Here is a 23,121-nt window from a genome sequence, read left to right on the forward strand (position 1 = left end):
CGCGTGTCCGAGTTTCAATCCCCTGCGACGAAAAACGTCCATTGCCCAGCGGGCGTGATGCCGACGCGGTAGAAGATGTAGGCGCCGAACTGCTTCATGTCGTCGAAGTCACTCGCGGTGACGATCTTGAACAGCTCGACCCGTTGCCTGGCGTCGAGCTTGTCCAGGGGTAGAGCGAAGAAATACGGCCAGACATAGAGCTCTTGTGGCGTGCCGGCATCGACATGGACATAGCCGGCATTGAGCACCTCCTCCAGTATGGCAAGAATCTCCTGGCCATCCTGGTCGCCGGAGAGCCCCTTGAGGAAGGTAATGGCGTCGCCATCTATGTCGGTCAGTGACAATTGGGTCATGCCGTCGCCCTTGCCGATCAAAGGCCTCAGTCTTTCGACGTCGCCGCTCTCGCAGGCTTCGATGATCAGGTCATGCATGCGCCGCACCGGTTCAGGCAGCTTGCCGAGGTCGTAGACGACCTCCGGCGTGGGCGCGTCGGGATCGACGCGCGGCCTGTTGGTGGCACCGTCGCCGTTCGGCGGGGTGACCGGCTCGGCCTTGTCCGGAGTGGTTGGCTGGCTGGTCGAAGATGGCGTTCCGACCGGATCGGGTATCGGCACGGTGCTTCCCGGCGACGACACGTCGTCGTCCACCATCGGTTGGACCGGCGACGGGAATTCTTCGCGCTTGATCTCGCTCAGCGCATAAGCGGGGCTGCTTGTCAGACACGCAACCAAGGGAATTGCGGCACTGCACGCGGCGAAACAGATGCAAAGGACCAAGCCGCGCGGCTTGCCTGACATCGAAAAATCCACTGCCCGTTTCTCCCTGCTTCCGGGCATGATGCCCGAGCGGCATTTGCCGTCAAAGAACCGGACGTCGGTTCAGTGCCGCAGCCGTTCGGGTTCGAAGGCGCCAGCAATGACCTTTTCACGCATGCGGTCGAGCAGGGCAAGGGCCGATGTCTCGCCGTTGGCGCGCAGCATTTCGCCGAACGCGGTTTCAAGCGCCGCTTCGGCGATGATCTCGGGTTCTATGCCTGCCGAAAGACCTTCGGCCCAGGCCTCGCTGTGGCTCTCCACCGCGGTCAGGCGCTTTTCTTCCCTGACCAGCGCGTCGATGTCGTTGACACCATGTTCCATAAGCGATGTCCACCCTTGCAAGCAGCGATCCGTCGATGGATCAGGCTTGATCTGTTCCGTTTACACGCAGCCGCAAATAAGTCTTTGTAAATACGACATTTTTTTGATCGTTCTTTACAGGAGGCCGGTTGCGCTTGCGAAGCTGCATTCAATCCTGGTCAAACTTAGCCGATTAGGCGTGCCTGCGGGGTGAAAACCTTCAGTTTGAGTTAATTCCACATCCGCGCGCTAACGTTTCATTAACGCTGTTGCATAAGCGCAACAAAAGGATTGCACCATGACAGTTCTCGACACAAGCTGGATATGCCCGCAGTCGTCGCCAATGGACCGGATATCTGTTGATGAAGGCCGGATGCGCTCTTGCGAGGGCACTTTGGGCGATATGCGCTAGTTGCCGTAGCGCGAGGCGATGTCGCGCGACAGGGTCTCGCCTTCCTTCATGTAGCGGCCGATGGCTTCGGTCGCCGACGCGGTGCATTGCGTGTAGGTGCCGCCGAATGAGCGGTAGCCGCGATTGAAGCTGGCGATGAAGCGGGCGCGCCGTTGCGGATCCGGGTTCTCCGATTCGAGCAGCTTCTGCATCTCGCCGCGCCACTGGTCGCCCTTTTCGCCGCACAGATTGCGCAGGAAATGCAGCGACCCCAGAACCTCCGCCAGCCGCATCAGCCCCGGTTCGAAGGGTGCCTCGGCGCTGAACGCCGGTCGTGCCGCCACAGGGCTGACGGCAAGGCATGTCGCGAGAAGGAGAGGAAGGCAACGCATAAGTCAATCTGGCCAAACAATTTGCCGCCTGCAAGGCGATTGTGCCGGGCGAATTCCGGATTTCAGGGTCGCTCAGGGGTTTGCGACGGCCGTCCGAGCAGTTCCTCGGCGACCGCGAGCACCGAACCGGCAAGCGGCAGATCAGCCATTTCGGCCAGCGTGTAGAAGGCGGCGGTCTCGGCGTCGTCGCTGGCCACGGCCTCGCCGCCGGCATGGGCCGCACCGAATACCGTCAGCAGGTAATCGACCGGATGCCCGTCGAGCGTGCCGTCGATGAGGATTTCGCGCAGCCGTCGGTAGTTTTCGGCCTGCAATTGCGTCTCCTCCAGCAATTCGCGCCGTGCCGCCTGTTCCAGCGTCTCACCGGCTTCGACCTTGCCGCCCGGGAATGCATAGAACCCTTGCGAGGGTTGTCGCGCCCGCTTGACCAGAAGCACGGCGTCGCCGCGCACAACGGCGACCGAGACCGCGGGAATGACTTTTCGCACTTCGTCCATGGATATCCGATCGCCCTGATTTACGGCAGCCTGTTGTGGACCGGCCGACGCCGGACAGCTTTAACGGTTGCAGTGCAACTGTTCCATCGCCACTTTCGAAACCGGACATCAGGACCAATAGACATGTGCGGACGTTTTGCCTTGACCGCGACACCGGACCAGACAGCCGCTTTCCTCGGGCTGGCGGAGGTGGAGCAGTTTCCTACGCGCTACAATATAGCGCCGACGCAGCCGGTGCTGATGGCGATCTCAGGCCCGCCGCGGGCGCCGGGTTCCAACCTGCCGGACCGCCGGCCGATGCTGGTGCGCTGGGGCCTGATCCCCGCCTGGGTAAAGGATGTCGGCGAATTTCCGCTGCTGTTCAACGCACGCTCCGAAGGCGTGATCGAAAAGGCCTCGTTCAAAGCCGCCATGCGCCATCGCCGGGCGCTGGTGCCGGCATCAGGTTTTTACGAATGGCGCCAGGCGCGGCCCGGAGAGGCGGGCGGCAGGAAGGGGCAGCCTTACTGGATCAGGCCGCGGCATGGCGAGTTGGTCGCCTTTGCCGGGCTGGTTGAAACCTATGCGGAACCGGGCGGCTCGGAGTTGGACACCGGCGCCATTCTGACGGTCGAGGCCAATGCCGACATCGCGCATATCCATGACCGCATGCCCGTGGTGATCGCACCTGAAGACTTCACCCGCTGGCTCGATTGCCGCGGACTTGAGCCGCGCGACGTCGCCGACCTGTTGCGGCCGGCGCAACGCGACTTCTTCGAAGCGATTCCGGTCTCCGACCTCGTCAACAAGGTCGCCAACACCGGGCCGGAGATTCAGGAGAAGGGGGAGATCGGGCCCGAGCCCGAGAAGGTCAAGCGCCGGAAACCCGGCGCGGACGACAGTCAGATGACGCTGTTTTAGCAGGAACTCTGTTCGAGGTGCGGTTTGGCGCCTCGTTCCGACCCTTGGGCCGATCGCGCACTGCTTCAGGCAGCGCGGGGCGATACGATTTTCTGCACCGGCTTTTTCTTCTTCGCAGTGTGGAGCAGGGCGGCGACGATCGCGGCCGGGCCGATTGCGCGATAATGGTTTGCCAGCGCTGGTTGCTTGGCGCGGTTGGCTTCCTGCTTGCTTCGAGGCATGTGTCTCTTCCCAGATAACGTTTCCGTGTCTGCGTTTGGCGGCCGAATCCGACCAAATCGTGACGCAGGTTGATCTAGCCGGCGTATGTTTCATGACTGTGCCGACATGTTTAATAAAATGTTTCAGTGGCTGATTCCGTGTGATCGGGCGACGCATTTGCCAGTTCTGGCGTCGTTTTTCTCGGGATAAGCGACTTGACGGCAACACTGGCCAAGGCGATAAAGCCGCCTATGAAAACGTCTTTCGCCATTTGTGGCATTTGCATTATTGGCTAGCTTCGGGCTGGTCCGGACGTTTTCGCCTCATCTTCCCCTAGATTGGACAAACGCCCCGGCCAGCAGGCTGGAGTCCGTTTTGCGCCTCGGCGCGGAGCTGGCTTCATCCAGGCAAAAGTTCTGAACCGGAAAGGCATGAAATGTCTGACGCACCGAAGGGCCTGCGCCTCTACAACACGCTGACGCGCGCGAAGCAGGATTTCGTCCCGATCGACGCGCTGAACGTGCGCATGTATGTCTGCGGTCCGACCGTCTACGACTTCGCCCATATCGGCAATGCCAGGCCCGTAATCGTCTTCGACGTGCTGTTCCGGCTGCTGCGCCATCTCTATGGCGAGACGCACGTCACCTATGTGCGCAACATCACGGATGTCGACGACAAGATCAATGCACGCGCACTGCGCGATTTCGGCAGCGAGATATCAGCCGGCAGACTGTCGCTTAACGAGGCGATAAGGCGGGTGACGGAGAAGACCGCGGGCCAATTCCACAAGGACGTTGCGACGCTCGGCTGCCTGGAGCCAACAGTCGAGCCGCGCGCCACCGAGTTCGTCGAGCCCCGTGCCGACGGCAAGGCAGACATGATCACCTTGATTCAAAGCCTGATCAAACGCGGCCATGCCTATGTTGCCGCAGGCGAAGTGCTGTTCGACACCGCTTCGATGCCCGACTACGGCCAGTTGTCGAAGCGAAATCTCGACGAGCAGCAGGCCGGTGCTCGCGTTGCAGTCGACGCGCACAAGAAGAATCCTGGCGACTTCGTGCTGTGGAAGTTGTCGTCCCCGGAGGAGCCGGGCTGGCAGAGCCCATGGGGCAGGGGCCGGCCGGGCTGGCACATCGAATGCTCGGCCATGTCCGCCGCCTATCTGGGCGAGGTCTTCGATATTCATGGCGGCGGTCTCGACCTGATCTTCCCGCACCACGAGAACGAGATCGCCCAGTCACGCTGCGCGCACGGCACCGATGTGATGGCCAACATCTGGATGCACAACGGCTTCCTGCAGGTCGAAGGGCAGAAGATGTCGAAGAGCCTCGGCAATTTTTACTCGATCAACGAGCTGCTGGAGACCGAAACGTTCGGCGGCCGCAAATGGCCCGGCGAGGTGCTCAGGCTGGCTATGCTGATGACCCATTATCGCGAACCGATCGACTTTTCCGTGCGCAAGCTCGAGGAAGCGGAGAACACGCTGCGCAAGTGGAAACGCGCGGCCGATCTGGCGCCGGCGGTCGGGCAATTGCCGGACGAGGTCGTGCAGGCGTTGTCGGATGATCTCGCCACCTACGCCGCCTTCCAGGTTTTGACCCAGTTGGCCGGCGAGGCGGTCGACTTCAGCGGCGATGGCGAAAACGCCGCAGCGGCCTCGCTGAAGGGTGCGCTTGCCTTCCTGGGTTTCGATGTCGGGGCGGCCAAGGTCGACGAAGCCGCGCTCGCCAAGGCGATCGCCAGGCGCCTGGAATTGATCGCCGCCAGGAACTGGGCCGAAGCCGACCGCATCCGCGACGAGTTGTTGGCGCAAGGCGTGCAACTGAAGGACGGCAAGGACCCGGTCACGGGCGCGCGTGTGACAACGTGGGAGGTGAAGCGGTGAGGGCGCTGCAGAGCATCGTTTCAAAGTTGGCGGAGGCTTTGATGACGGCTATCAGCGGTTTCGCTAATCTTCAGCGTGGTGTTGTCTAGCCATGGGGCACGACCTCGTTCCCGCACGCCAGCGCAAGAACGCAAAGTCCATGCGTCGCGTCATGACCGACGCCGAATTAAAGCTATGGAATGAACTTCGCGCTCATCGGCTGATGGGGCTAAGCTTTCGCCGGCAGGTGCCGATCGGCCCCTATATCGTGGACTTTGCTTGTTCAGCTCATCGCCTCATCGTCGAAGTCGACGGCAGCCAGCATGCAGACGCTGAGCACGCGGAACGCGACGAGGCACGGACCGCCTACTTGACATCCAGCGGCTGGACCGCCCTGCGCTTCTGGAATGATGACGTGATCCGGGATATCGACAATGTCTGTCAGCACATCGTGATTGCGGCCGGCCTGGCTGGCGCGGAAATGCCGGAACCAGCAACGGAGGAGTTCGTTCCATGATCGACCATCTCGGCATCGACGTTGCTGACTTTGACGCTTCGAAGGCTTTCTATGACAAGGCGATGGCGCCGCTTGGGGCCTCGCTGCTCCATATGGTGCCGCTGGAATACACCGGCGGCGCCAAGGTCGGTGGCTACGGCCGCGATCGGCCGGTGTTCTGGCTCCAGGAAGGCAAGGAGGGCCAAAAGGCCCGCCAGCACGTTGCCTTCACCGCGCGCAGCCGCGCCGAGGTTGATGCTTTCCATGCTGCCGCTCTCGCCGCCGGCGGCAAGGACAATGGCGGGCCGGGCCTGCGCCCGCACTATCATGCGGACTACTATGGCGCCTTCGTGTTCGATCCCGACGGCAACAATGTCGAGGCCGTCTGCCATGATGCGGAGTGACCTGCCATGAGCCTCGACAACCGGCCGATCTACACCGGCGGCTGCCAGTGCGGCGCCGTGCGCTTTCGCGTCGAGGGCGCACTCGGCGATGCCTCGGTCTGCCATTGCCGCATGTGCCAGAAGGCGAGCGGCAATTTCTACCTTCCGCTGGTCTCGGTGCGCGGCGCCAAGGTGGACTGGACGCGCGGCGAGCCCAAGCGCTTCCGCTCGTCGAACGCTGCCTGGCGTGGGTTCTGCGCCGAATGCGGAACGCCGCTGACTTTCGAGGCGCCGGACGGCATGGCGCTGGCGATTGCCGCCTTCGACGCTCCGGCTGATATCGCGCCGACCATCCAATGGGGCACCGAGGCAAAGCTGCCTTACGTCGATTCCATTCCAGAATTGCCGGGCGAGGATACGATGGCGGATATGGGTTCGGCCCCCTATCTGGCAGAGCTTGTCTCCTACCAGCATCCCGACCACGACACCGAGCAATGGCCGCCGGAGAAAACATCATGAGCGAGACCATTCGAACCGGCGGCTGCCAGTGCGGCGCCGTGCGCTTCCGCATCAAAGGCAAGCTTGGACGCCCGTCCATCTGCCACTGTCGCATGTGCCAGAAACAGTTCGGTTCCTTTTTCGGCGCCCTGGTGACAGCGCCGAAGGACGGCGTCGAATGGACCCGTGAGGAGCCGAGCTATTTCCAGTCCTCGGTCAACATCGATCGCGGTTTCTGCGCCCGCTGCGGCACGCCGCTGACCTACCGCCAGCCCGGCGGCCTGGAGATCGCCATCGGCGCCTTCGACGATCGCTCCGACCTGGCGCCGCAGATCCAGGTCAATTACGCCGGGCGGCTGCCTTGGGTGGAGACGATCTTCGAACAGCCCGTCCACCAGGATCCAGACTATTACGCAAGGCAGGAGGAGATCATCTCCTTCCAGCATCCCGACCATGAAACGACGGACTGGCCGTCCAAAGGTTTGCAACTATGAGCTCTGAACTGCGCACGCTTTATCCCGAGATCGAAGCTTTCGAGAGCGGTATGCTCGACGTCGGCGACGGCCACCAGGTCTATTGGGAACGCTCCGGCACCAAAGGCGCCAAGCCGGCGGTATTCCTGCATGGCGGGCCGGGCGGCACCATCTCGCCAAAGCATCGGCGGCTGTTCGATCCCGATCTCTACGACGTCATCCTGTTCGACCAGCGCGGTTGCGGCAAGTCGACGCCGAATGCCTCGCTGGAGGCCAACACCACGTGGCACCTGGTCGCCGATATCGAGCGCCTGCGCGAAATGGCCGGCTTCGACAAATGGCTGGTCTTCGGCGGTTCCTGGGGTTCGACGCTGGCGCTCGCCTACGCCGAGACGCACCCGCAACGCGTCAGTGAGCTCGTCGTACGGGGCATCTATACGGTGACCCGCCCCGAACTCGAATGGTACTATCAGTTCGGCGTCTCCGAGATGTTTCCCGACAAGTGGGAGCGCTTCCTGGCGCCGATCCCCGAGGCCGAGCGCGGCGACCTGATGGCCGCCTATCGCAAGCGGCTGGTGGGGTCCGACAGAAACGCGCAGATCGAGGCGGCCCGCGCCTGGAGCCTGTGGGAAGGCGAGACGATCACGCTTTTGCCCGAGCCGGAGACCAGCGGACCGTTTGGTGAGGACGACTACGCCGTCGCCTTCGCCTGCATAGAGAACCACTACTTCGTCCATGCCGGTTGGCTGGAGGAGGGACAGTTGCTGCGCGATGCCTGGAAGTTGAAGGACATTCCCGGCACCATCGTCCACGGCCGCTACGACATGCCGTGCCCGGCACGCTACGCCTGGGCGCTGCACAAGGCCTGGCCGAAGGCGGATTTTCACCTGATCGAGGGTGCCGGCCATGCCTATTCCGAGCCAGGGATATTGGACCGGCTGATCCGGGCGACGGATCGGTTTGTGGGGAAAAACTGATGTCGGCGCTCACCCCCCTCTGGCCTGCCGGCCATCTCCCCCTCAAGGGGGGAGATTGGCCATCACCTGGGGTTTCGCAAATTTTCAGCGCCGCAGGTGATGGCGGGACATTCGAACTGCCGATCTCCCCCCTTGAGGGGGAGATGTCCGGCAGGCCAGAGGGGGGCGTTCAAGCGCCCACAGGACGATGAAAAAGCAACGCCTCTACCTCTTCGACACAACACTTCGCGATGGCCAGCAGACGCCCGGTATCGACTTCTCGGTCGAGGACAAGATCGCCATCGCCAAGCTGCTCGACGAATTCGGCCTCGACTATGTCGAGGGCGGTTACCCCGGCGCCAACCCGACCGACACGGCCTTCTTTAGGGAGAAGCGCACCGCGCAGGCAAAGTTCGTCGCCTTCGGCATGACCAAGCGGGCGGGGGTGTCGGCTTCCAACGATCCCGGGCTTGCCGCACTCGTCCAGTCGCGGTCGGACGCCATCTGCTTTGTCGCCAAGAGCTGGGACTATCATGTCCGTGTGGCGCTCGGCTGCACCAATGAGGAGAATCTGGAGTCCATCAAGGCCTCGGTGGAAGCCGCCATTGCCGCGGGGAAGGAGGCGATGGTCGATTGCGAGCATTTCTTCGACGGGTTCAAGGCCAATCCGGATTATGCGCTGGCGTGCGCCAAGACCGCTTATGATGCCGGCGCGCGCTGGGTGGTGCTGTGCGACACCAATGGCGGCACGCAGCCCTCGGAACTACGCGCAACCGTCGAAAGGGTCGTCGCCGCGGGCATTCCCGGCGACCATCTCGGCATCCATGCCCATGACGACACCGGTCAGGCGGTGGCGAATTCGCTGGCCGCGGTCGAAGCGGGCGTGCGCCAGATCCAGGGCACGCTGAACGGCATTGGCGAACGCTGCGGCAACGCCAATCTGATCTCCATCGTGCCGACGCTGGCGTTGAAGCCGGCCTTCGCCGACCGTTTCGAGACGGGGATTTCCGCCGAGGCGCTTACCGGCATTTCGCGCTTGTCGCGCGCCTTCGACGAACTCTTGAACCGCGCTCCGGAGGCGCAGGCGCCCTATGTCGGCGCTTCCGCCTTCGCCACCAAGGCCGGCATCCACGCTTCGGCGCTCGCCAAGGAACCTGCGACCTACGAGCATGTGCCGCCGGAAGCGGTTGGCAACCGCCGCCGCGTCATGGTTTCCGACCAGGGCGGCAAGGCCAATTTCCTGGCCGAGCTGAAGCGGCGCGGCATCGATGTGCCGAAGGACGATCACCGGCTCGACGCATTGATATCGGTGGTCAAGGAGCGTGAGGCCTCCGGCTATGCCTATGAGGGCGCCGACGCCTCCTTCGAGCTCCTGGCGCGCAAGATGCTGCACGGCTTGCCCGAGTTCTTCCACGTCACCTCGTTCCGTTGCATGATCGAACGCCGCTTCGATGCCAATGGCCAGTTGAAGACGGTGTCGGAAGCGGTGGTCAAGGTGCTGGTCGAGGGCGAGGAGAAGATGTCGGTGGCCGAGGGGCACGGCCCCGTCAATGCGCTCGACATCGCACTGCGCAAGGATCTCGGCAAATACCAGGGCGAAATCGCCGATCTGGAACTCGCCGACTTCAAGGTGCGTATCCTCAATGGCGGCACCGAGGCGATCACTCGCGTTCTGATCGAATCGCATGATGCGACAGGTGCCCGCTGGTGGACGGTCGGCGTTTCCGAAAACATCATCGACGCCTCGTTCCAGGCGCTGATGGATTCCATCATCTACAAGCTGATGAAGAACCGGGACATGGCGGGTCTGGTGGCGGCGGAGTAAGTTTGAACCATCAGCGAAAGTCCATTGATCCATCAGAACTTTGCGATGGTCTTGCCAAGGTTACTGGGCCATAGCGTTGGGCCATGGCCGCTGAAGCAATTACCCAGGACGCAGTTTCAAAAGCCCGCCGCGGCTTCCTGCTGGCGCTGGGTGCCTATTTCTTGTGGGGTTTGCTGCCTTTCTACATGAAAGCGGTTGCGCACCTGCCGCTTGCCGAGGTGATTGCCCACCGCATCGTCTGGTCGGTGCCGATCGCCGCCGCGGTTCTGGTCTGGGCCGGCCGCACGGCGGATTTCAAGGCGGCAATCCGTTCGCCCCGCACGATCGCCATGGCGGCGCTGACGGCGGCGCTGATCTCGGTCAATTGGGGCGTCTACGTCTGGGCGATCGCCGTCGACCGCACCGTAGAAACCGCCCTTGGCTATTACATCAATCCCCTGGTCAGCGTCGTGGTCGGCGCCCTGCTGCTCGGCGAGCGGCTCGATCGGCTGCAGATCGCGGCCGTGGTGCTTGCGGCGATCGCGGTCGCCGTGCTGACGATCGAGGCTGGCAAGTTGCCATGGGTATCGCTGGCGCTGGCCTTTTCCTTCGCCGCCTACGGTTTTTTCCGCAAGACGCTGCCGATCGGCCCCAGCCAGGGTTTTCTGCTCGAAGTGCTTCTGTTGTCGGTGCCGGCCTTGGGTTATATCGCCTGGCTGATCGCCACCGGACAGGACCATTTCGTTTCCGGCAACGGCGTCGATGCGGCGTTGCTGGCCGGTTGCGGGCCGGTGACCGCGGTGCCGCTGCTGCTGTTCGCATTCGGCGCCAGGCTTTTGCGTCTCTCCACCATAGGTATCATGCAATATATTGCGCCGACCATTGTGTTCCTGATCGCCGTGCTGATCTTCAAAGAGCCGTTCGACACCACCCAGGCTGTCGCCTTTGCCCTGATCTGGGCGGCGCTGGCCATGTATTCCTGGTCGATGCTGGCGACGGCGCGCCGGGCTACATCTGCCCGAGCCGCCTGACGAAGAGATAGGTCGCTCCGGCGATCAGCATCGAAACCGCAGTCACCACCCAGAAGCCTATCGGCGTGTTGACCAGCGGCAAGCCGCCGACATTCATGCCGAACAGGCCCGAGATGATCGTCATTGGCAACAGCACCGCGGTCATCACCGACAGCACGTAGAGCAGCCGGTTCGACTGCGTCGTCAGCTTGGCCATCAGCTCGTCCTGCAACAGCCTGGCGCGCGCCTGCAACTGCTCGCCATCATAGTGCAGCGTCTGCGCGCGGTGCGAAAGCCGTGCTGCCATGTCGTTGATCGAATCGGGCAGGTCGTTGCGGTGCGAATGGTCGAGATGGCGAAACAGATTGGTCAGGGTCGCCATCTGCCGGTGAATCACCACCAGGTGCCGGCGCGCATCGACGAGCGCCTGCCGCTCATTGTGCCATGCGTCGCAGACGATGCGGTCCTCGATGCCGTCGAGACTGTCGCCAAGTGCAGCGAGTTCCACCGCCATGCCGTCGAACGACTGGCCCACGACCGCCTCGATCAGCTCGGCCGGCGAGCGAAACTTGCGCGAGCCGTTCTCGATCGCCTTGCGGATATTGTCGACCGACTGCAAGGGCTGCTTGCGGGCGCCGACCAGCATGGTGTCGTTGAGGGCGAAACGGAAATGGCCAAGCCCGCCGGCTTCCGCCGAATAGTCGTGACGCAGGTCCGGCAGGTCGCCGTAGAGCCAGTCATCCTCGAGGTCGATGTGGCAGCCATGGCTGGCGGACAGGAAGGCCTCGCGCACTGGCGCCGGCAGGGCCTGTTCGGCGGCGATCTCGTGGCGTGCGCGCATGTCGGAAAGCTGGTAGCTGCGCCACGTCCATTGCGCGCCGGCGGCATCCTTGGTGCGCAGGCCGTCGGCGGTGAAATGATAGATGAAGAACAGCCCATGCTCGTCTGGCAGGTAGGGCGACAGGTCGGTGCCTTCCGGGGCGAGAGCAGTATCCATGGTGTAGTGCCGGATGCATATTTCGAGCATCGCACCGCTTGGCGGCGCGTGATTGCAACATCTAGCATGGGCGGCGGGGTTTCGTGTGACGGTTCCTTGACAGCCGATCACACTCTCTCGAGCGGCCGCGTCAGTGCGGCGGCGCCTTTCGCCGCCACCGCATTGCGACTGCCACACTTAGCGCTTCGGACCGAAACCGGGATAAGGGTTCAGCGGCACGATTGCGGCAATGTCCATCATGCCGGCCTTGACCAGCGGCAAGCTGCCGAGATGACTGCGCACGTCGGCATCGCTGGCCGCCTCGAACATCATGCCGCTCCCGGGAATGTCGCCACGGTTCCAGACCTGGCGAACCGCGCCCTGGGCGTAGAGCGTGCGCCGCTGCTCGGCCTCGCCGGGCAGCAGCGGCGCGAAATCGGCATCGGTGAATTTTTCGGTGTTGCGGGTGAGGAGGGCAAAGAACTGCATGTCGGTCTCCTGTTTGTCAGCGGTAGGTGACGGCAGGTATCGCGCTGGATGGTCAGACTGTCCAAGACTGATTAGGCTAAAGTTGAGACTTTTGAAGACTTGATGCCGCGCGGAGCAAAAAATGTTCGACTTGCGCCAGATCCGATATTTCGTCGCCGTCGCGGAAACCGGCAATGTCGGTCGCGCCGCCGAGCTGCTGCATATTTCGCAGTCGCCGCTGAGCCGGCAGATCATGCAGCTTGAACAGCAGCTTGGCGTAACCCTGTTCGAACGGGTAAAACAGCGCGTCCATCTCAATGCCGAGGGCCGCGCCTTTCTCGCCGAGGCCCGCGCGCTGCTGTCGAACGCGCGCCGGCTGGAGGAACTTGGTCGAAACCTTGCCAGCGGGTCTGTCGGGCGTCTTGCCATCGGCTATGTCGAAGGCGCCGTGCACGCCGGGCTTGTCGCCGCGATGCTGCGCCAATTCCGCCGCGACCGGCCGGATTTTCATCTCCAGTTGAGAAGCCTGCGCTCGGCGGCGCAGATCGAGGAGCTGCGGCAGCGGTCGCTGGATCTGGGCCTGGTCTATTCGCCGCCCGCCGCGGACGATCCCGATGTCGCCAGCATGCCGCTGCGCCACGAGCCGCTGGCGCTGGCGATGCCCGAAGGCGATCCGCTCGCCGAAGTGGCCGATATCCAGCCGCACCATCTCGACGGCCGCGTCTGGATCACCGTCGTGCGCCAGCCCGACGACACCAATCGCGGCCAGTTCCTGGCCGCCTGCGCCAAGGCGGGTTTCCTGCCCGATATCGCCTATGAGACGGCGGACCCGTTGACCTCGCTCGGCCTTGTCAGCGCCGGCCTCGGCCTTGCCACCGTCCAGTCGAGCCTGCGCATCGCCGCGCCGCCCGGGATCCTGTTTCGGGACCTGCCATGGTTTGAGCGCAAGGTCTCGATCCATCTCGCCTGGCGGCGCCAGGATCGGCGGGCGGTAATCGATGATCTGCGGCTGGCCGGCAGTAGGGCAGTAGGGCAGTAGGGCAGTAGGGCAGTAGGGCAGTAGGGCAGTAGGGCAGTAGGGCAGTAGGTTCTGTCTTCAGCTACAGCCTTACATCTTGTCTATCACCGACTGCACGCCCTCCGTCGGCGCATCGACCGAGGAGCCTGCCACCATGATGGCGGCGACGATTGCCTCGGGGTCATTGACGACCAGCGGCTTGACCCGCTGTGCGGTGTGAATGAAGCCTTCGGTTGCCATATGGTCGATAAGCGCCAGCATCGGATCCCAGAATCCGCCGACATTGCCGAAGACGATCGGCTTGCGGTGATGGCCAAGTTGCGCCCAGGTCATGACCTCGACGATCTCCTCGACTGTGCCGATGCCGCCCGGCAGCGCCACAAAGGCGTCGGATTTCTCGAACATCTTATGTTTGCGCTCGTGCATGTTTTCGGTGATCACGAGCTCGTCGAGCCGGTCTAGCGCGGTTTCGGTTGCTTCCCTGTTGATCAGGAAGCGGGGAATGATGCCGGTGACCTTGCCGCCGGCCTTGAGCGCGCCTTCAGCGACGGCGCCCATGATGCCTTTGGTGCCGCCGCCATAGATCAGCCTGAGGCCGGAGCGCGCAAGCGATCGCCCGAGCAGGTGACCAGCCTTGACATAGGTTTCATCACGGCCCGGAGACGAGCCGCAATACACGCAGACGGATCGAATCGTATTCATGCCGATGATTGGTGATTGGGTCTGAAAGCGCGGTCAAGCCCTAAGGGCCGAGAAGTCCGGGCTTTTTCTTGTCGGTGATGGTAAAACAGGCTAGACCGGCGTTAGGTGGCTAAGGGGCAGGGAAGTAGATGGCGATCAATCCGTTGAAGGCGTTTCTGTTCGCGGCGGGTGGGACCGTTGCGGTCGCGGGAACCGCCTATGTGTCGGGCGCGCTCGACCCATATTTCAATCGCACGCCGCCGGCGGACGTCGCGGCGCAGGCTCCGCCTGTGGCGCCGAAGCCGGCCAATCCGGGCACGGAAGCGCGGCTGCCGCAGGCTGCGGCACCGTCCGCTCCCACCTCTGAGGCAACCGCGCCTGCCGTCGCGGGTCCGATCGCCCCGACCTTCGACGTGGTGCGCGTTGAAGGCGATGGTTCGATCGTCGTCGCCGGCAATGCGGCGCCCAATTCAAAGGTCGAGATCCTCAACGGTTCGACCGTGATCGGCTCGACGGTCGCTGGTCCCGATGGCGCCTTCGTCATCGTGCTCGATGATCCGCTGAAGCCCGGTGACTATACGATTGCCTTGCGCTCCACCGCCGGCGATGTGGTGACCGCTTCGGCCCAGACGGCCGTCGTCTCCATTCCCGCCAATGCGAGCGGTCAGGTGCTGGCCATGGTCGAGGAACCGGGCAAGCCGGCCGAACTGCTGACCGTGCCCCAGCCGCAGACAACACCGGAAGCGCCTGCAGCCGCGGCTCCGGCGCCAGGCGCGTCCGCCGCCATCGAAGCAACGCCTGCTCCTGCGGCGCCGACAACGCCGCCCGCGCCATCCGTGGCCGAACCCAAGATCGTCGTCGAAGCGGTCGAGATTGACGGCAGCAAGATTTTTGTCGCCGGCCTCGCCGACCCGGGCCGCAAGGTGCGCGCCTATGCCAACGACATCCTGCTTGGCGAAGCGCAGACATCGCCGAATGGCCATTTCCTGGTTGAGGCGAGGCGCGACGTACCGGTCGGCAGTTACACCATCCGTGTCGATGGCCTCGATGCCGACGGGGTGAAGGTGGTGGCCCGCGCCGCCGTACCGTTCGAGCGCGAACCGGGCGAGGCGGTCGCCGCCGTGGCGCCTGCTGGATCCAAGGCGGCCGATGCAAAGTCTGCCGAACCGTCGGCTGCCGCTGAAGCGCCCGCCAACCCGGCGGAACCGGCTCCGGCCGATGCAGTGGCCACGCCGCCTTCCGATGTGGCCGAGACTGTTTCACCTAAGCTCGAACATGCCAACGGCGCCGTGATCATCCGCCGTCACGACACGCTGTGGCGGATTTCGCGGCGCGTTTACGGCTATGGCATGCGCTACTCGACCATCTATCTCGCCAACCAGGACCAGATCCGCAATCCCGACCGCATCTGGCCGGGACAGGTGTTCAAGGTCCCGCCACGGTCGAAGGAAGGCGAGGCCGCCGACCTCAAGGCGATGGGTGACCAGATGACGACGCATTCGGCGAAGACGGAGTAGGCAAGCGTCAGCGGGGCGGCTGCAAGCCGTTCCGAAGCCGATCCTTCGCAGCCCTCCGCCTGCAATCTCCCCATCCGGCCAGCTTGCCTCGTCATCGTTCATCGTCTATCGCCGATGAACGATGACCGAATCCCTGCCTGAACCGGACCGCGCGACGAGCGCGCCAACCTCTTGCACCACCGACAGCCACTCCATCGCGGCCCGCTTCGCCGCGCTCTCGCACCCTGCGCGCATCGAGATCCTGAAACGCCTGTCCGCCAGCGGTTTCTGCTGCTGTCGGGACGTTGTCGACCATCTCGATCTCGCCCAGTCGACCGTCTCGCAGCATCTGAAGATCCTGGTCGAGGCGGGGCTGGTGCGCTTCGCGCCTGACCGCCAGCGCTCGCGCTACGAGGTGGACCAAGCCGCGCTTGCCGGCGTGTCGGCTTCGCTGAGCGCGCTCGTCGTTTCCTGCTCGACCAGCCGCTGACCCTCTCACCCAAAAGGCAAGAAAAGTGGCCGAAAAAACCGTCTCCGCCGATTCCCCGACCTTCAAGACGCTGCTTAACCTCTGGCCCTATATGTGGCCGGCGGATCGTGCCGATCTGCGGGCGCGCGTCACCTGGGCGACAATTCTGCTGGTGGTTGCCAAGCTGACATTGGTCGCGGGACCCTATTTCTTCAAATGGGCGACCGACGCCTTGGCCGGTGACGGCAGATCGACGCCGCCGCTGCCCGCCTTCCTGCTCGCCCCAGTCATGTTGGTTGTCGCCTACAATGTGGTGCGGCTCGTGCAACTCGGCTTCAACCAGTTGCGCGACGCGCTGTTTGCCCGCGTCGGACAGTACGCGGTGCGCCAGCTTGCCTTCCGCACCTTCGTCCACATGCACCAGTTGTCCCTGCGCTTCCATCTCGAACGGCGCACCGGCGGCTTGTCGCGCATTATCGAGCGCGGCACCAAGGGCATCGAGACGATCGTGCGCTTCATCATGCTCAACACGGCGCCGACCATCCTCGAATTCGCGCTGACCACGGGCATCTTCGCCTACACCTATGGCTGGAAATACGTAGCCGTGGTGGCGGTCACCGTCTGGCTCTATGTCTGGTTCACGGTCCGCGCCAGCGACTGGCGCATTTCGATCCGCCGCGACATGAACGACAGCGACACCGACGCCAACACCAAGGCGATCGACTCTCTGCTCAATTTCGAGACGGTCAAATATTTCAACAACGAGGCCATGGAGGCCGAGCGCTTCGACCGCTCCATGGCGCGCTACGAGATGTCGGCGACGAGAATCTGGACGTCGCTCGGCTGGCTGAATTTCGGCCAGGGCGTCATCTATGGGCTGGGCACGGTCATCGTGATGTGCATGTCCGCGCTCGAAGTGCAACGTGGCACGCAGACCGTCGGTGATTTCGTCTTCATCAACGCCATGCTGATGCAGCTCTCGGTGCCGCTCAATTTCATCGGCTTCATCTACCGCGAGATTCGCCAGGGCCTCACCGATATCGAGCAGATGTTCGACCTGCTCGACGTGCCGCAGGAGATCGTCGACAAATCTGATGCCAGGCCGCTCGCGATCGAGGCCGGCAAGGTCGAATTCCGTGACGTGCATTTCTCCTACGACCCGAACCGCAAGATCCTGAAAGGCATCAGCTTCGAGGTGCCGGCCGGCAAGACCGTCGCCATCGTCGGTCCTTCGGGCGCGGGCAAGTCGACCATCTCGCGGCTGCTGTTCCGCTTCTACGACATCCAGTCGGGCCAGGTGCTGATCGACGGCCAGGATGTCAGGGAGGTGACGCAGGAGAGCCTGCGCGCGGCGATCGGCATGGTGCCTCAGGACACCGTGCTGTTCAACGACACCATCGCCTACAACATCCGCTACGGCCGCATCGGCGCCAGCGAGGAGGAGGTGCGCAAGGCGGCCGAACTCGCCCAGATCGGCCCCTTCATCGAGCGGCTGCCCGAGGGTTACCGCTCGATGGTCGGCGAGCGCGGGCTGAAGCTTTCCGGCGGCGAGAAGCAGCGCGTGGCGATTGCCCGCACCATCCTCAAGGCGCCGCCGATCCTGATGCTCGACGAGGCGACCTCGGCGCTGGACAGCCATACCGAACAGGAGATCCAGGCCGCGCTTGACCTGGTCAGCCGGGGCCGCACCACCATCGTCATCGCCCACCGGCTGTCCACGGTGATCACGGCCGACGAAATCATCGTGCTCAAGGACGGCCAGATCGCCGAACGCGGCACACATGCCGATCTGATGCGCAAGCACGGGCTTTATGCCTCGATGTGGGACCGCCAGCGCGAGGCGACCGAAGCCGAGGAGCGTCTGCGCATCGCCCGCGAAAGCGACGAACTGGGTGTGGTGGTGCGCAGGCGCACGTCGGAGCTGTCGTAGCGGCGTTGGCTATCTCCGTCGCTTTCGCCAATCAGCGTGTGACCGAAATGTAAGACGGCCATCCCGCGCCAGGCGAGGAAACAGCGACGCCCAGCACCTGACCAGTGCGGGCGTCGCTCGACATGTGGTCGAAGCCGCGCCACTCGGCTGCGGTGATGAACAGCGTCCTGCCGTCGACACCGCCCAGCATGCAGGCGAAGCAGCCGCGATCGGCGGTCACGGTCTGCAGCAGCTCACCGCCTTCGCGTACCTGCGCACAGCGCTTGTTGGGAACATCCGCGTACCAGACCGTCCCTTCGGCATCTAGGCAGATGCCATCGGGATAGCCGTCGAGATCGGCCCACACCCGCCGATTAGCCAGAGTGCCGTCGGCGGCTATGTCGAAGGCGGTCAGCCGGTTGGAGTGGGATTCGGCAATGATCAGCGTCCTGTTGTCCGGGGTCACAGCCATGCCATTGGCAAACGCGATATTCTCAGCCACTTGCCTGGCCGTCCCGTCCGGCGTGATCAGCACGATCGTGCCCGGGCCGAAATGCTGGCCGGGTGCCGGCGCCGGGCCGCCGCCATTGACATAGATATTGCCGCGCCCATCGACGACGATCTCGTTCCAGGGGCTTTTCGAGAGGTCGCGCAGATCGGCATGGGTGACGAGCCTGCCATCCACCTCCTGCCTTAGCAGCAGGCCTTCGCGGCCTGAAATCACGAGCAACCTGCCATCCGGCAGCCAGTCGATGGAGTAGGGCAGGACCGCTGGCACGGTGAGCATCACCCTGCTCTTGCCCTCGTCGCTCACGGCGACGATCTCTCCGGTACCCCAGTTGCAGAGCCACAGGCGTCCCTCATGCCAACGCGGCGATTCCCCGAAAGCGAGGCCCTTGGCGATAATCTTGGCGTTCTCGGCAACGGATGACATTGGCTAGCTCCTTGGCTGCGTGACCCACGTCACCGTTCCGAAGGCGTCGCGGGGCACTGTCCTGTCAAGGACGGGCGAGCGTATGGCTTGCCGACATGGCGGCCGACAATTCTAAAAGGCTACTGCGCGCCCTTCCCCCCATTGTCGCGTTGCGGGCAGAGGGTGTTTCGGTTATTGAGGCCGGACCTGAAACAGGGACTGCCCCATCCCATGAGCCTTGTCGATACGGTCAAGAACGCGTTCGTACCGATCCATCGCGAGGGCTATCCGTTCATCGCCGCGTTCGGCGCGGGCACGCTTTTCCTCGGCTATTTCTCCTCGATCCTGTTCTGGATCGGGCTCATCCTCACCGCCTGGTGCGCCTATTTCTTCCGCGATCCCGAGCGGGTGACGCCGGTCGACGACCGTCTGGTGGTGAGCCCCGCCGACGGCGTCATCTCGGCGGTCGGCCCGGCCGTGCCGCCGCGCGAGCTTGGCCTCGGCAATACCGAAATGACCCGGATATCGGTGTTCATGAACGTCTTTTCCTGCCACGTGAACCGCGCCCCGGTGCGCGGCAAGATTTCCCGCATCGAGCATCGGCCCGGAAAATTCCTCAATGCCGAACTCGACAAGGCAAGCACCGAGAACGAGCGCAACGGGCTGGTCATCGACAGCCCCAACGGCACCGTCGCGGCGGTGCAGATCGCCGGCCTCGTGGCGCGGCGCATCGTCTGCTGGGCCGAGACCGGCGGCTCGATCGCCATCGGCGAGCGTTTCGGCCTGATCCGCTTCGGTTCGCGCGTCGATGTCTTCCTGCCGGAGGCGGCGACCCCACGGGTGGCCGTCGGCCAGACGGCCGTCGCCGGCGAAACGGTGCTGGCGGAATTCGGCGGTATCGCCGCCACGCCTCTCGTGCGGATCTCCTGACCGGTGGGCGCGCCGTTCAAGAAATTCGAGGCGCATGCCAGCGGCGGCCCGCGCATCCGCGAAATCCCGATGCGCATGGTGCTGCCCAATCTGGTTACGGTGCTCGCCATCTGTGCCGGCTTGTCCGGCATCCGCTTCGCTTTCGAGAACCGCTTCGAGCCCGCGGTGGTCATGGTGCTGCTCGCCGCGTTCCTCGACGGCATAGACGGCCGGTTGGCGCGAATGCTGAAGGCAACGTCGAAATTCGGCGCGCAGATGGATTCGCTGGCCGACATCGTCAATTTCGGCGTCGCGCCCGCGCTGGTGCTTTACGCTTTCCTGCTCGACCGCGCGGGATCGCCGGGCTGGATTGCCGCCCTTTTGTTCACCATCGCCTGCGGCATGCGGCTCGCCCGCTTCAATGTTCTTGACGAGGAAAAGGCCGAGCGGCCGGCATGGCAGACCGAATATTTCGTTGGGGTACCGGCGCCGGCGGGCGCCGTGCTGGTGATGCTGCCGCTTTATCTGTATTTCCTGCGGCTTGGGCTGGAGCCCGGCCGCCCGGCCGCCTTCATCGCCACCGGCTTCACCGTACTGGTCGCCTTCCTGCTGGTCAGCCGTTTGCCGGTCTATTCGGGTAAGAGCGTCAAGGTGCCGGGTGACAAGGTATTGCCGGTCATCCTGGGGGTCGTGCTCTACATCCTGCTCTTGATGACCTATCCCTGGTACACGCTGACGGCCTCCGTCGCCGGTTATCTCCTCTTCCTGCCCTTCAGCGTGCGTGCCTATTCGAAGCGCGCCAGGCTGGAAGGCGAGCAGGTGCCGCCTTCGGATATAGGATAACGCTGTTATCCCTCTTTGAAGGCGGGGATGTCGCCGAAGGCGACAGAGGGTGCATTTGAAGGCCAGCGCTTTGCGCCCGGGCCTGCGATTTAGGCGAGACGACCCTTCAGGCCGTTCGCCTACGCCGCCGCACTCAGCCCCAGACGATCGATGGCCAGTCTGCGGGCCGACACGTAGTCGGTCTTGCCCGAGCCCAGCGCCGGGATCTCTTCCACCTTGACGATGTCGTTGGGCACCATCAGTTCGGCCGCCCCGGCCTTCTTGCCGAATTGGCGCAGTTCCTCGGCACTCGCATCGTCGGCGGTGGTCACCAGCACGATGCGCTCGCCGCGCCGTTTGTCGGGCACCGCCACGGCGGCATGGCGCTCTTCCGGCCACAGCGACTGCACCAGCATCTCGACCGCACCCAGCGACACCATCTCGCCGGCGATCTTGGCGAAACGCTTGGCCCGGCCGCGAATGGTGATGAAGCCCTCGCGGTCGACCGAGACGATGTCGCCGGTGTCGTGCCAACCCTCGAGCCGCTGCAATTCGCCCGGTCGGTCGGCGGTCATGTAGCCCATCATCATATTCGGGCCGTCGAGCCACAGACGGCCGGCGCCATCGATGCCGTCGACGGGTTCGAGCTTCATGCGGATGGCCGGCAGCAGCCGCCCGACGGTGCCGTCGCGGCTATGGATGGCGGTGTTGACGGCAACCACGGGCGCGGCCTCGGTCAGCCCAAAGCCTTCGATGATCTCGGCCTGGAAACGCTCCCGATAGGTGCGGCGGGTTTCCGGCTTCACCGCTTCGGCGCCGGCGACGACGAAGCGCAGGCTGGAAAAATCGCCGTCCTTGGCGGTGCGCGCGTAATTGGCGAGGAAAGTGTCGGTGCCGAACATGACCGTCGGCTTCACCTTACGGGCGATCTCGGGGATGATCTTGTAGTGGAGAGGCGAGGGGTAGAGGAACAGCTTTACGCCTGTAACCAGCGGCAGGATGGTGCCGCCCGTCAGCCCGAAGGAGTGGAACACAGGCAATACGTTGAGCAGGATATCGGCCGGCGAGATGGTGATACGGGCTTCCGCCTGCATTGCGTTGGCGTAAAGATTCTTGTGCGACAGCACCACCGCCTTCGGCGTGCCTTCCGAACCGGAGGTGAACAGGATTACCGCGGGTTTGGCTGCGTCCTGACGCTGCAGCGGCCAGCGCCACAGCAAGGCGGCGGTAAGCTTCTCCAGCGCCGTCACGCTTGCGCGTGTATTCTCCAGCCAGAGAAATTTCGCGCCGCCCTTTTCGACCGCCGCGACGATATCGCCGAGGTCGGCCTTCTCGATGAAGGCGCGGGAGGAGACGACCGTGCGGATCACCGCCGTGCGGATGGCGGCGGTGACGCTGGCCGGACCCGCGGTGTAGTTGATCATCGCGGCCACCCGACCGGCCGAGAGCAGCCCGACCAGGGACAGCACCACGCCATTGGCGTTGGGCAGGAGCAGGCCGACCGCTTCGCCGGGCGCCGTCACCGCCTCGAAACGCCTGCCCAGCACGCGCGCGCCGATGAACAGTTTTCGATAGCTGAGCGCGCCCGAGACGACGTCCTCGATGATCGGATGGGATGCGCCGACCCTGGTTGCGGCATCACGCATGGCCAAGAACAGGCCGCGATCGAGATCGGCGGCTGCGAAGCGCGCCTCGGCGAAGCGGTCGAACAGCGCGTTGGTGTTCGAGGCCTGCTCGGGAATGCGCGCCACCAGCTCGGCGATGGTCATTGGTTCCAATGCGCTGATCGACAGGCGCGGGAACCAGCGCCGGGGCACGATGCTGGCCGGCGTCAACGAGACCGGAAGGTCGCGGGCGCCGCCGACGAAGATCGGCACGATGCGGGCATCGGCCTGCATGGCGATGCGGGTGACAGCGCGAAACAGCCGGAACGACTTGACGTCGGGCTCGACCGCGTCCGGCAGGTAGACGGCAAGCCGGCCCTTGCCCTTCAGCACGCGCACCAGCCTGCGGCTGACGAAGACGTGTTCGGCGTTGAAGGCGATGGTGCGGCCAAGCTCGCGCCACGGCTCCAGCCATGGCGCCCTGGCCGAGGCTCCGTCGAGGATGTGCAGCGTGTCGTCAGGCAGCAGCGACAGCATCAGCGCCGGTTCGAAGTGCGACTGATGTGAGATGACATAGATGACTGGCGCCGCCGCATCGCGCGCGATTGCGATGCGGCTGTCGCTGATCCGGTAGGCGAGCTTGAACGGCACGTAGAGCAGCGCCTGGGCAAAGCTCAGGCCGAGGCGGAACTTTTCCACTACCCCGATCAGCAGCCAGGCCACGACCAGACCCGCAAGCAGCGCCAGTGTCAGGATCATGCCGCGTCTCTCCCAACGTTCCTTGCACCTCGGCTCTGCGGCCGCTTCGGCAAGAACCTAGACGATGTGCGGGCAAGGTCAATGCGCAAGGGCCTCTTGCCGCCTCTCACGAAGGGA

The 23,121-nt window shown here is 63.9% G+C and carries 25 protein-coding genes; 15 read left to right on the forward strand and 10 right to left on the reverse strand.

Translation table 11 applies throughout. The annotated features are described in order from the left end of the window. Positions 1–14 precede the first annotated feature (14 nt). From FJ490_RS02995 to FJ490_RS03010, 4 genes are all read right to left on the reverse strand, one after another. Positions 15–809 carry a hypothetical protein gene (locus FJ490_RS02995; protein WP_181165139.1) on the reverse strand — a complete coding sequence of 265 codons (795 nt, stop codon included), beginning with the start codon at positions 807–809 and terminating at the stop codon, positions 15–17. 69 nt (positions 810–878) lie between these two features. After that, positions 879–1,136, reverse strand: coding sequence for a hypothetical protein (locus FJ490_RS03000; protein ID WP_008874920.1), 258 nt, complete (start codon positions 1,134–1,136; stop codon positions 879–881). 387 nt (positions 1,137–1,523) lie between these two features. Then, positions 1,524–1,898 (reverse strand): TIGR02301 family protein, encoded by a 375-nt coding sequence (locus FJ490_RS03005; RefSeq protein WP_140494550.1) that lies wholly within the window; start codon positions 1,896–1,898, stop codon positions 1,524–1,526. A 62-nt stretch (positions 1,899–1,960) separates the two neighbouring features. Continuing rightward, positions 1,961–2,395, reverse strand: coding sequence for an NUDIX domain-containing protein (locus FJ490_RS03010; protein WP_140494548.1), 435 nt, complete (start codon positions 2,393–2,395; stop codon positions 1,961–1,963). Between the two features lie 123 nt (positions 2,396–2,518). Between FJ490_RS03010 and FJ490_RS03015 the strand changes: the two genes are divergently transcribed. Continuing rightward, positions 2,519–3,295, forward strand: coding sequence for an SOS response-associated peptidase (locus FJ490_RS03015; protein WP_140565025.1), 777 nt, complete (start codon positions 2,519–2,521; stop codon positions 3,293–3,295). A gap of 65 nt (positions 3,296–3,360) precedes the next feature. Here the strand turns inward: FJ490_RS03015 and FJ490_RS03020 are convergent, their stop codons facing one another. Next, a complete protein-coding gene (locus tag FJ490_RS03020) occupies positions 3,361–3,516 on the reverse strand; it encodes a hypothetical protein (RefSeq protein ID WP_140494544.1) in 156 nt (51 codons plus the stop codon). Between the two features lie 416 nt (positions 3,517–3,932). On the opposite strand from FJ490_RS03020, the gene cysS reads away from it, so the two are divergent. The 8 genes from cysS (at position 3,933) to rarD (ending at position 11,001) form a co-directional block, all read left to right on the forward strand. Then, a complete protein-coding gene (gene cysS / locus FJ490_RS03025; RefSeq protein WP_140728182.1) occupies positions 3,933–5,381 on the forward strand; it encodes a cysteine--tRNA ligase in 1,449 nt (482 codons plus the stop codon). 91 nt (positions 5,382–5,472) lie between these two features. Next, positions 5,473–5,877 carry an endonuclease domain-containing protein gene (locus tag FJ490_RS03030; protein WP_140624536.1) on the forward strand — a complete coding sequence of 135 codons (405 nt, stop codon included), beginning with the start codon at positions 5,473–5,475 and terminating at the stop codon, positions 5,875–5,877. After that, positions 5,874–6,260, forward strand: coding sequence for a VOC family protein (locus FJ490_RS03035; RefSeq protein ID WP_140580914.1), 387 nt, complete (start codon positions 5,874–5,876; stop codon positions 6,258–6,260). The genes FJ490_RS03030 and FJ490_RS03035 overlap by 4 nt, the downstream gene beginning before the upstream one ends. 6 nt (positions 6,261–6,266) lie before the next feature. Continuing rightward, positions 6,267–6,758: a GFA family protein gene (locus tag FJ490_RS03040; RefSeq protein ID WP_140494536.1), complete on the forward strand. Its 492-nt coding sequence runs from the start codon at positions 6,267–6,269 to the stop codon at positions 6,756–6,758. Beyond that, the gene (locus FJ490_RS03045; protein WP_140559467.1) at positions 6,755–7,231 is read left to right on the forward strand and encodes a GFA family protein; all 477 of its coding nucleotides are present in this window, start codon (positions 6,755–6,757) and stop codon (positions 7,229–7,231) included. Before FJ490_RS03040 ends, FJ490_RS03045 begins: the two co-directional genes overlap by 4 nt. Further along, a complete protein-coding gene (pip, locus tag FJ490_RS03050) occupies positions 7,228–8,187 on the forward strand; it encodes a prolyl aminopeptidase (RefSeq protein ID WP_140559468.1) in 960 nt (319 codons plus the stop codon). Before FJ490_RS03045 ends, pip begins: the two co-directional genes overlap by 4 nt. Before the next feature lie 187 nt (positions 8,188–8,374). Beyond that, on the forward strand, positions 8,375–9,991 hold the full coding sequence (gene cimA / locus FJ490_RS03060) for a citramalate synthase (RefSeq protein WP_140559470.1): 1,617 nt from the start codon (positions 8,375–8,377) through the stop codon (positions 9,989–9,991). An 83-nt stretch (positions 9,992–10,074) separates the two neighbouring features. Next, the gene (gene rarD, locus FJ490_RS03065; protein WP_140494526.1) at positions 10,075–11,001 is read left to right on the forward strand and encodes an EamA family transporter RarD; all 927 of its coding nucleotides are present in this window, start codon (positions 10,075–10,077) and stop codon (positions 10,999–11,001) included. Here the strand turns inward: rarD and FJ490_RS03070 are convergent. Together FJ490_RS03070 and FJ490_RS03075 are read right to left on the reverse strand one after the other, a co-directional pair. Next, positions 10,979–11,977 carry a transporter gene (locus FJ490_RS03070; protein WP_140555777.1) on the reverse strand — a complete coding sequence of 333 codons (999 nt, stop codon included), beginning with the start codon at positions 11,975–11,977 and terminating at the stop codon, positions 10,979–10,981. The two genes, rarD and FJ490_RS03070, sit on opposite strands and share 23 nt — an antisense overlap. A gap of 177 nt (positions 11,978–12,154) precedes the next feature. After that, positions 12,155–12,445 carry a muconolactone Delta-isomerase family protein gene (locus FJ490_RS03075; protein ID WP_140555775.1) on the reverse strand — a complete coding sequence of 97 codons (291 nt, stop codon included), beginning with the start codon at positions 12,443–12,445 and terminating at the stop codon, positions 12,155–12,157. Between the two features lie 121 nt (positions 12,446–12,566). Between FJ490_RS03075 and FJ490_RS03080 the strand changes: the two genes are divergently transcribed. Continuing rightward, complete coding sequence (locus FJ490_RS03080; protein ID WP_140559471.1) at positions 12,567–13,463, forward strand: LysR substrate-binding domain-containing protein; 897 nt, start codon at positions 12,567–12,569, stop codon at positions 13,461–13,463. 69 nt (positions 13,464–13,532) lie between these two features. Here FJ490_RS03080 and FJ490_RS03085 read toward each other — a convergent pair whose 3' ends face one another. Further along, positions 13,533–14,144 (reverse strand): TIGR00730 family Rossman fold protein, encoded by a 612-nt coding sequence (locus FJ490_RS03085; protein ID WP_140517827.1) that lies wholly within the window; start codon positions 14,142–14,144, stop codon positions 13,533–13,535. Between the two features lie 128 nt (positions 14,145–14,272). On the opposite strand from FJ490_RS03085, the gene FJ490_RS03090 reads away from it, so the two are divergent. The 3 genes from FJ490_RS03090 to FJ490_RS03100 all read left to right on the forward strand — a co-directional run bounded on the left by FJ490_RS03090 (position 14,273) and on the right by FJ490_RS03100 (position 18,018). Further along, positions 14,273–15,640, forward strand: a complete 1,368-nt coding sequence (locus FJ490_RS03090; protein WP_140517828.1) for a LysM peptidoglycan-binding domain-containing protein — start codon at positions 14,273–14,275, stop codon at positions 15,638–15,640. A gap of 121 nt (positions 15,641–15,761) precedes the next feature. After that, complete coding sequence (locus tag FJ490_RS03095; protein WP_140494514.1) at positions 15,762–16,109, forward strand: metalloregulator ArsR/SmtB family transcription factor; 348 nt, start codon at positions 15,762–15,764, stop codon at positions 16,107–16,109. A gap of 25 nt (positions 16,110–16,134) precedes the next feature. After that, the gene (locus tag FJ490_RS03100) at positions 16,135–18,018 is read left to right on the forward strand and encodes an ABC transporter ATP-binding protein/permease (RefSeq protein WP_140494512.1); all 1,884 of its coding nucleotides are present in this window, start codon (positions 16,135–16,137) and stop codon (positions 18,016–18,018) included. Between the two features lie 31 nt (positions 18,019–18,049). Here the strand turns inward: FJ490_RS03100 and FJ490_RS03105 are convergent, their stop codons facing one another. After that, complete coding sequence (locus FJ490_RS03105) at positions 18,050–18,931, reverse strand: SMP-30/gluconolactonase/LRE family protein (RefSeq protein ID WP_140728183.1); 882 nt, start codon at positions 18,929–18,931, stop codon at positions 18,050–18,052. A 210-nt stretch (positions 18,932–19,141) separates the two neighbouring features. On the opposite strand from FJ490_RS03105, the gene FJ490_RS03110 reads away from it, so the two are divergent. Together FJ490_RS03110 and FJ490_RS03115 are read left to right on the forward strand one after the other, a co-directional pair. Beyond that, the gene (locus FJ490_RS03110; RefSeq protein ID WP_140494507.1) at positions 19,142–19,840 is read left to right on the forward strand and encodes a phosphatidylserine decarboxylase; all 699 of its coding nucleotides are present in this window, start codon (positions 19,142–19,144) and stop codon (positions 19,838–19,840) included. Between the two features lie 3 nt (positions 19,841–19,843). Beyond that, positions 19,844–20,662, forward strand: a complete 819-nt coding sequence (locus FJ490_RS03115; RefSeq protein WP_140494505.1) for a phosphatidylcholine/phosphatidylserine synthase — start codon at positions 19,844–19,846, stop codon at positions 20,660–20,662. A 119-nt stretch (positions 20,663–20,781) separates the two neighbouring features. On the opposite strand, the gene FJ490_RS03120 is transcribed toward FJ490_RS03115, so the two are convergent. Continuing rightward, the gene (locus FJ490_RS03120; RefSeq protein WP_140728184.1) at positions 20,782–23,004 is read right to left on the reverse strand and encodes an AMP-binding protein; all 2,223 of its coding nucleotides are present in this window, start codon (positions 23,002–23,004) and stop codon (positions 20,782–20,784) included. Positions 23,005–23,121 lie beyond the last annotated feature (117 nt).

This window comes from Mesorhizobium sp. B2-5-11 (assembly GCF_006440835.1).
Taxonomy (GTDB): domain Bacteria; phylum Pseudomonadota; class Alphaproteobacteria; order Rhizobiales; family Rhizobiaceae; genus Mesorhizobium.

Excerpts from the sequence above, each read along its gene's own strand:
- FJ490_RS03000 (WP_008874920.1), bottom strand. The coding sequence starts at position 1,136 with ATGGAACATGGTGTCAACGACATCGACGCGCTGGTCAGGGAAGAAAAG.
- FJ490_RS03005 (WP_140494550.1), bottom strand. The coding sequence starts at position 1,898 with ATGCGTTGCCTTCCTCTCCTTCTCGCGACATGCCTTGCCGTCAGCCCT.
- FJ490_RS03010 (WP_140494548.1), bottom strand. The coding sequence starts at position 2,395 with ATGGACGAAGTGCGAAAAGTCATTCCCGCGGTCTCGGTCGCCGTTGTG.
- FJ490_RS03015 (WP_140565025.1), top strand. The coding sequence starts at position 2,519 with ATGTGCGGACGTTTTGCCTTGACCGCGACACCGGACCAGACAGCCGCT.
- FJ490_RS03020 (WP_140494544.1), bottom strand. The coding sequence starts at position 3,516 with ATGCCTCGAAGCAAGCAGGAAGCCAACCGCGCCAAGCAACCAGCGCTG.
- cysS (WP_140728182.1), top strand. The coding sequence starts at position 3,933 with ATGTCTGACGCACCGAAGGGCCTGCGCCTCTACAACACGCTGACGCGC.
- FJ490_RS03030 (WP_140624536.1), top strand. The coding sequence starts at position 5,473 with ATGGGGCACGACCTCGTTCCCGCACGCCAGCGCAAGAACGCAAAGTCC.
- FJ490_RS03035 (WP_140580914.1), top strand. The coding sequence starts at position 5,874 with ATGATCGACCATCTCGGCATCGACGTTGCTGACTTTGACGCTTCGAAG.
- FJ490_RS03040 (WP_140494536.1), top strand. The coding sequence starts at position 6,267 with ATGAGCCTCGACAACCGGCCGATCTACACCGGCGGCTGCCAGTGCGGC.
- FJ490_RS03045 (WP_140559467.1), top strand. The coding sequence starts at position 6,755 with ATGAGCGAGACCATTCGAACCGGCGGCTGCCAGTGCGGCGCCGTGCGC.
- pip (WP_140559468.1), top strand. The coding sequence starts at position 7,228 with ATGAGCTCTGAACTGCGCACGCTTTATCCCGAGATCGAAGCTTTCGAG.
- cimA (WP_140559470.1), top strand. The coding sequence starts at position 8,375 with ATGAAAAAGCAACGCCTCTACCTCTTCGACACAACACTTCGCGATGGC.
- rarD (WP_140494526.1), top strand. The coding sequence starts at position 10,075 with ATGGCCGCTGAAGCAATTACCCAGGACGCAGTTTCAAAAGCCCGCCGC.
- FJ490_RS03070 (WP_140555777.1), bottom strand. The coding sequence starts at position 11,977 with ATGGATACTGCTCTCGCCCCGGAAGGCACCGACCTGTCGCCCTACCTG.
- FJ490_RS03075 (WP_140555775.1), bottom strand. The coding sequence starts at position 12,445 with ATGCAGTTCTTTGCCCTCCTCACCCGCAACACCGAAAAATTCACCGAT.
- FJ490_RS03080 (WP_140559471.1), top strand. The coding sequence starts at position 12,567 with ATGTTCGACTTGCGCCAGATCCGATATTTCGTCGCCGTCGCGGAAACC.
- FJ490_RS03085 (WP_140517827.1), bottom strand. The coding sequence starts at position 14,144 with ATGAATACGATTCGATCCGTCTGCGTGTATTGCGGCTCGTCTCCGGGC.
- FJ490_RS03090 (WP_140517828.1), top strand. The coding sequence starts at position 14,273 with ATGGCGATCAATCCGTTGAAGGCGTTTCTGTTCGCGGCGGGTGGGACC.
- FJ490_RS03095 (WP_140494514.1), top strand. The coding sequence starts at position 15,762 with ATGACCGAATCCCTGCCTGAACCGGACCGCGCGACGAGCGCGCCAACC.
- FJ490_RS03105 (WP_140728183.1), bottom strand. The coding sequence starts at position 18,931 with ATGTCATCCGTTGCCGAGAACGCCAAGATTATCGCCAAGGGCCTCGCT.
- FJ490_RS03110 (WP_140494507.1), top strand. The coding sequence starts at position 19,142 with ATGAGCCTTGTCGATACGGTCAAGAACGCGTTCGTACCGATCCATCGC.
- FJ490_RS03120 (WP_140728184.1), bottom strand. The coding sequence starts at position 23,004 with ATGATCCTGACACTGGCGCTGCTTGCGGGTCTGGTCGTGGCCTGGCTG.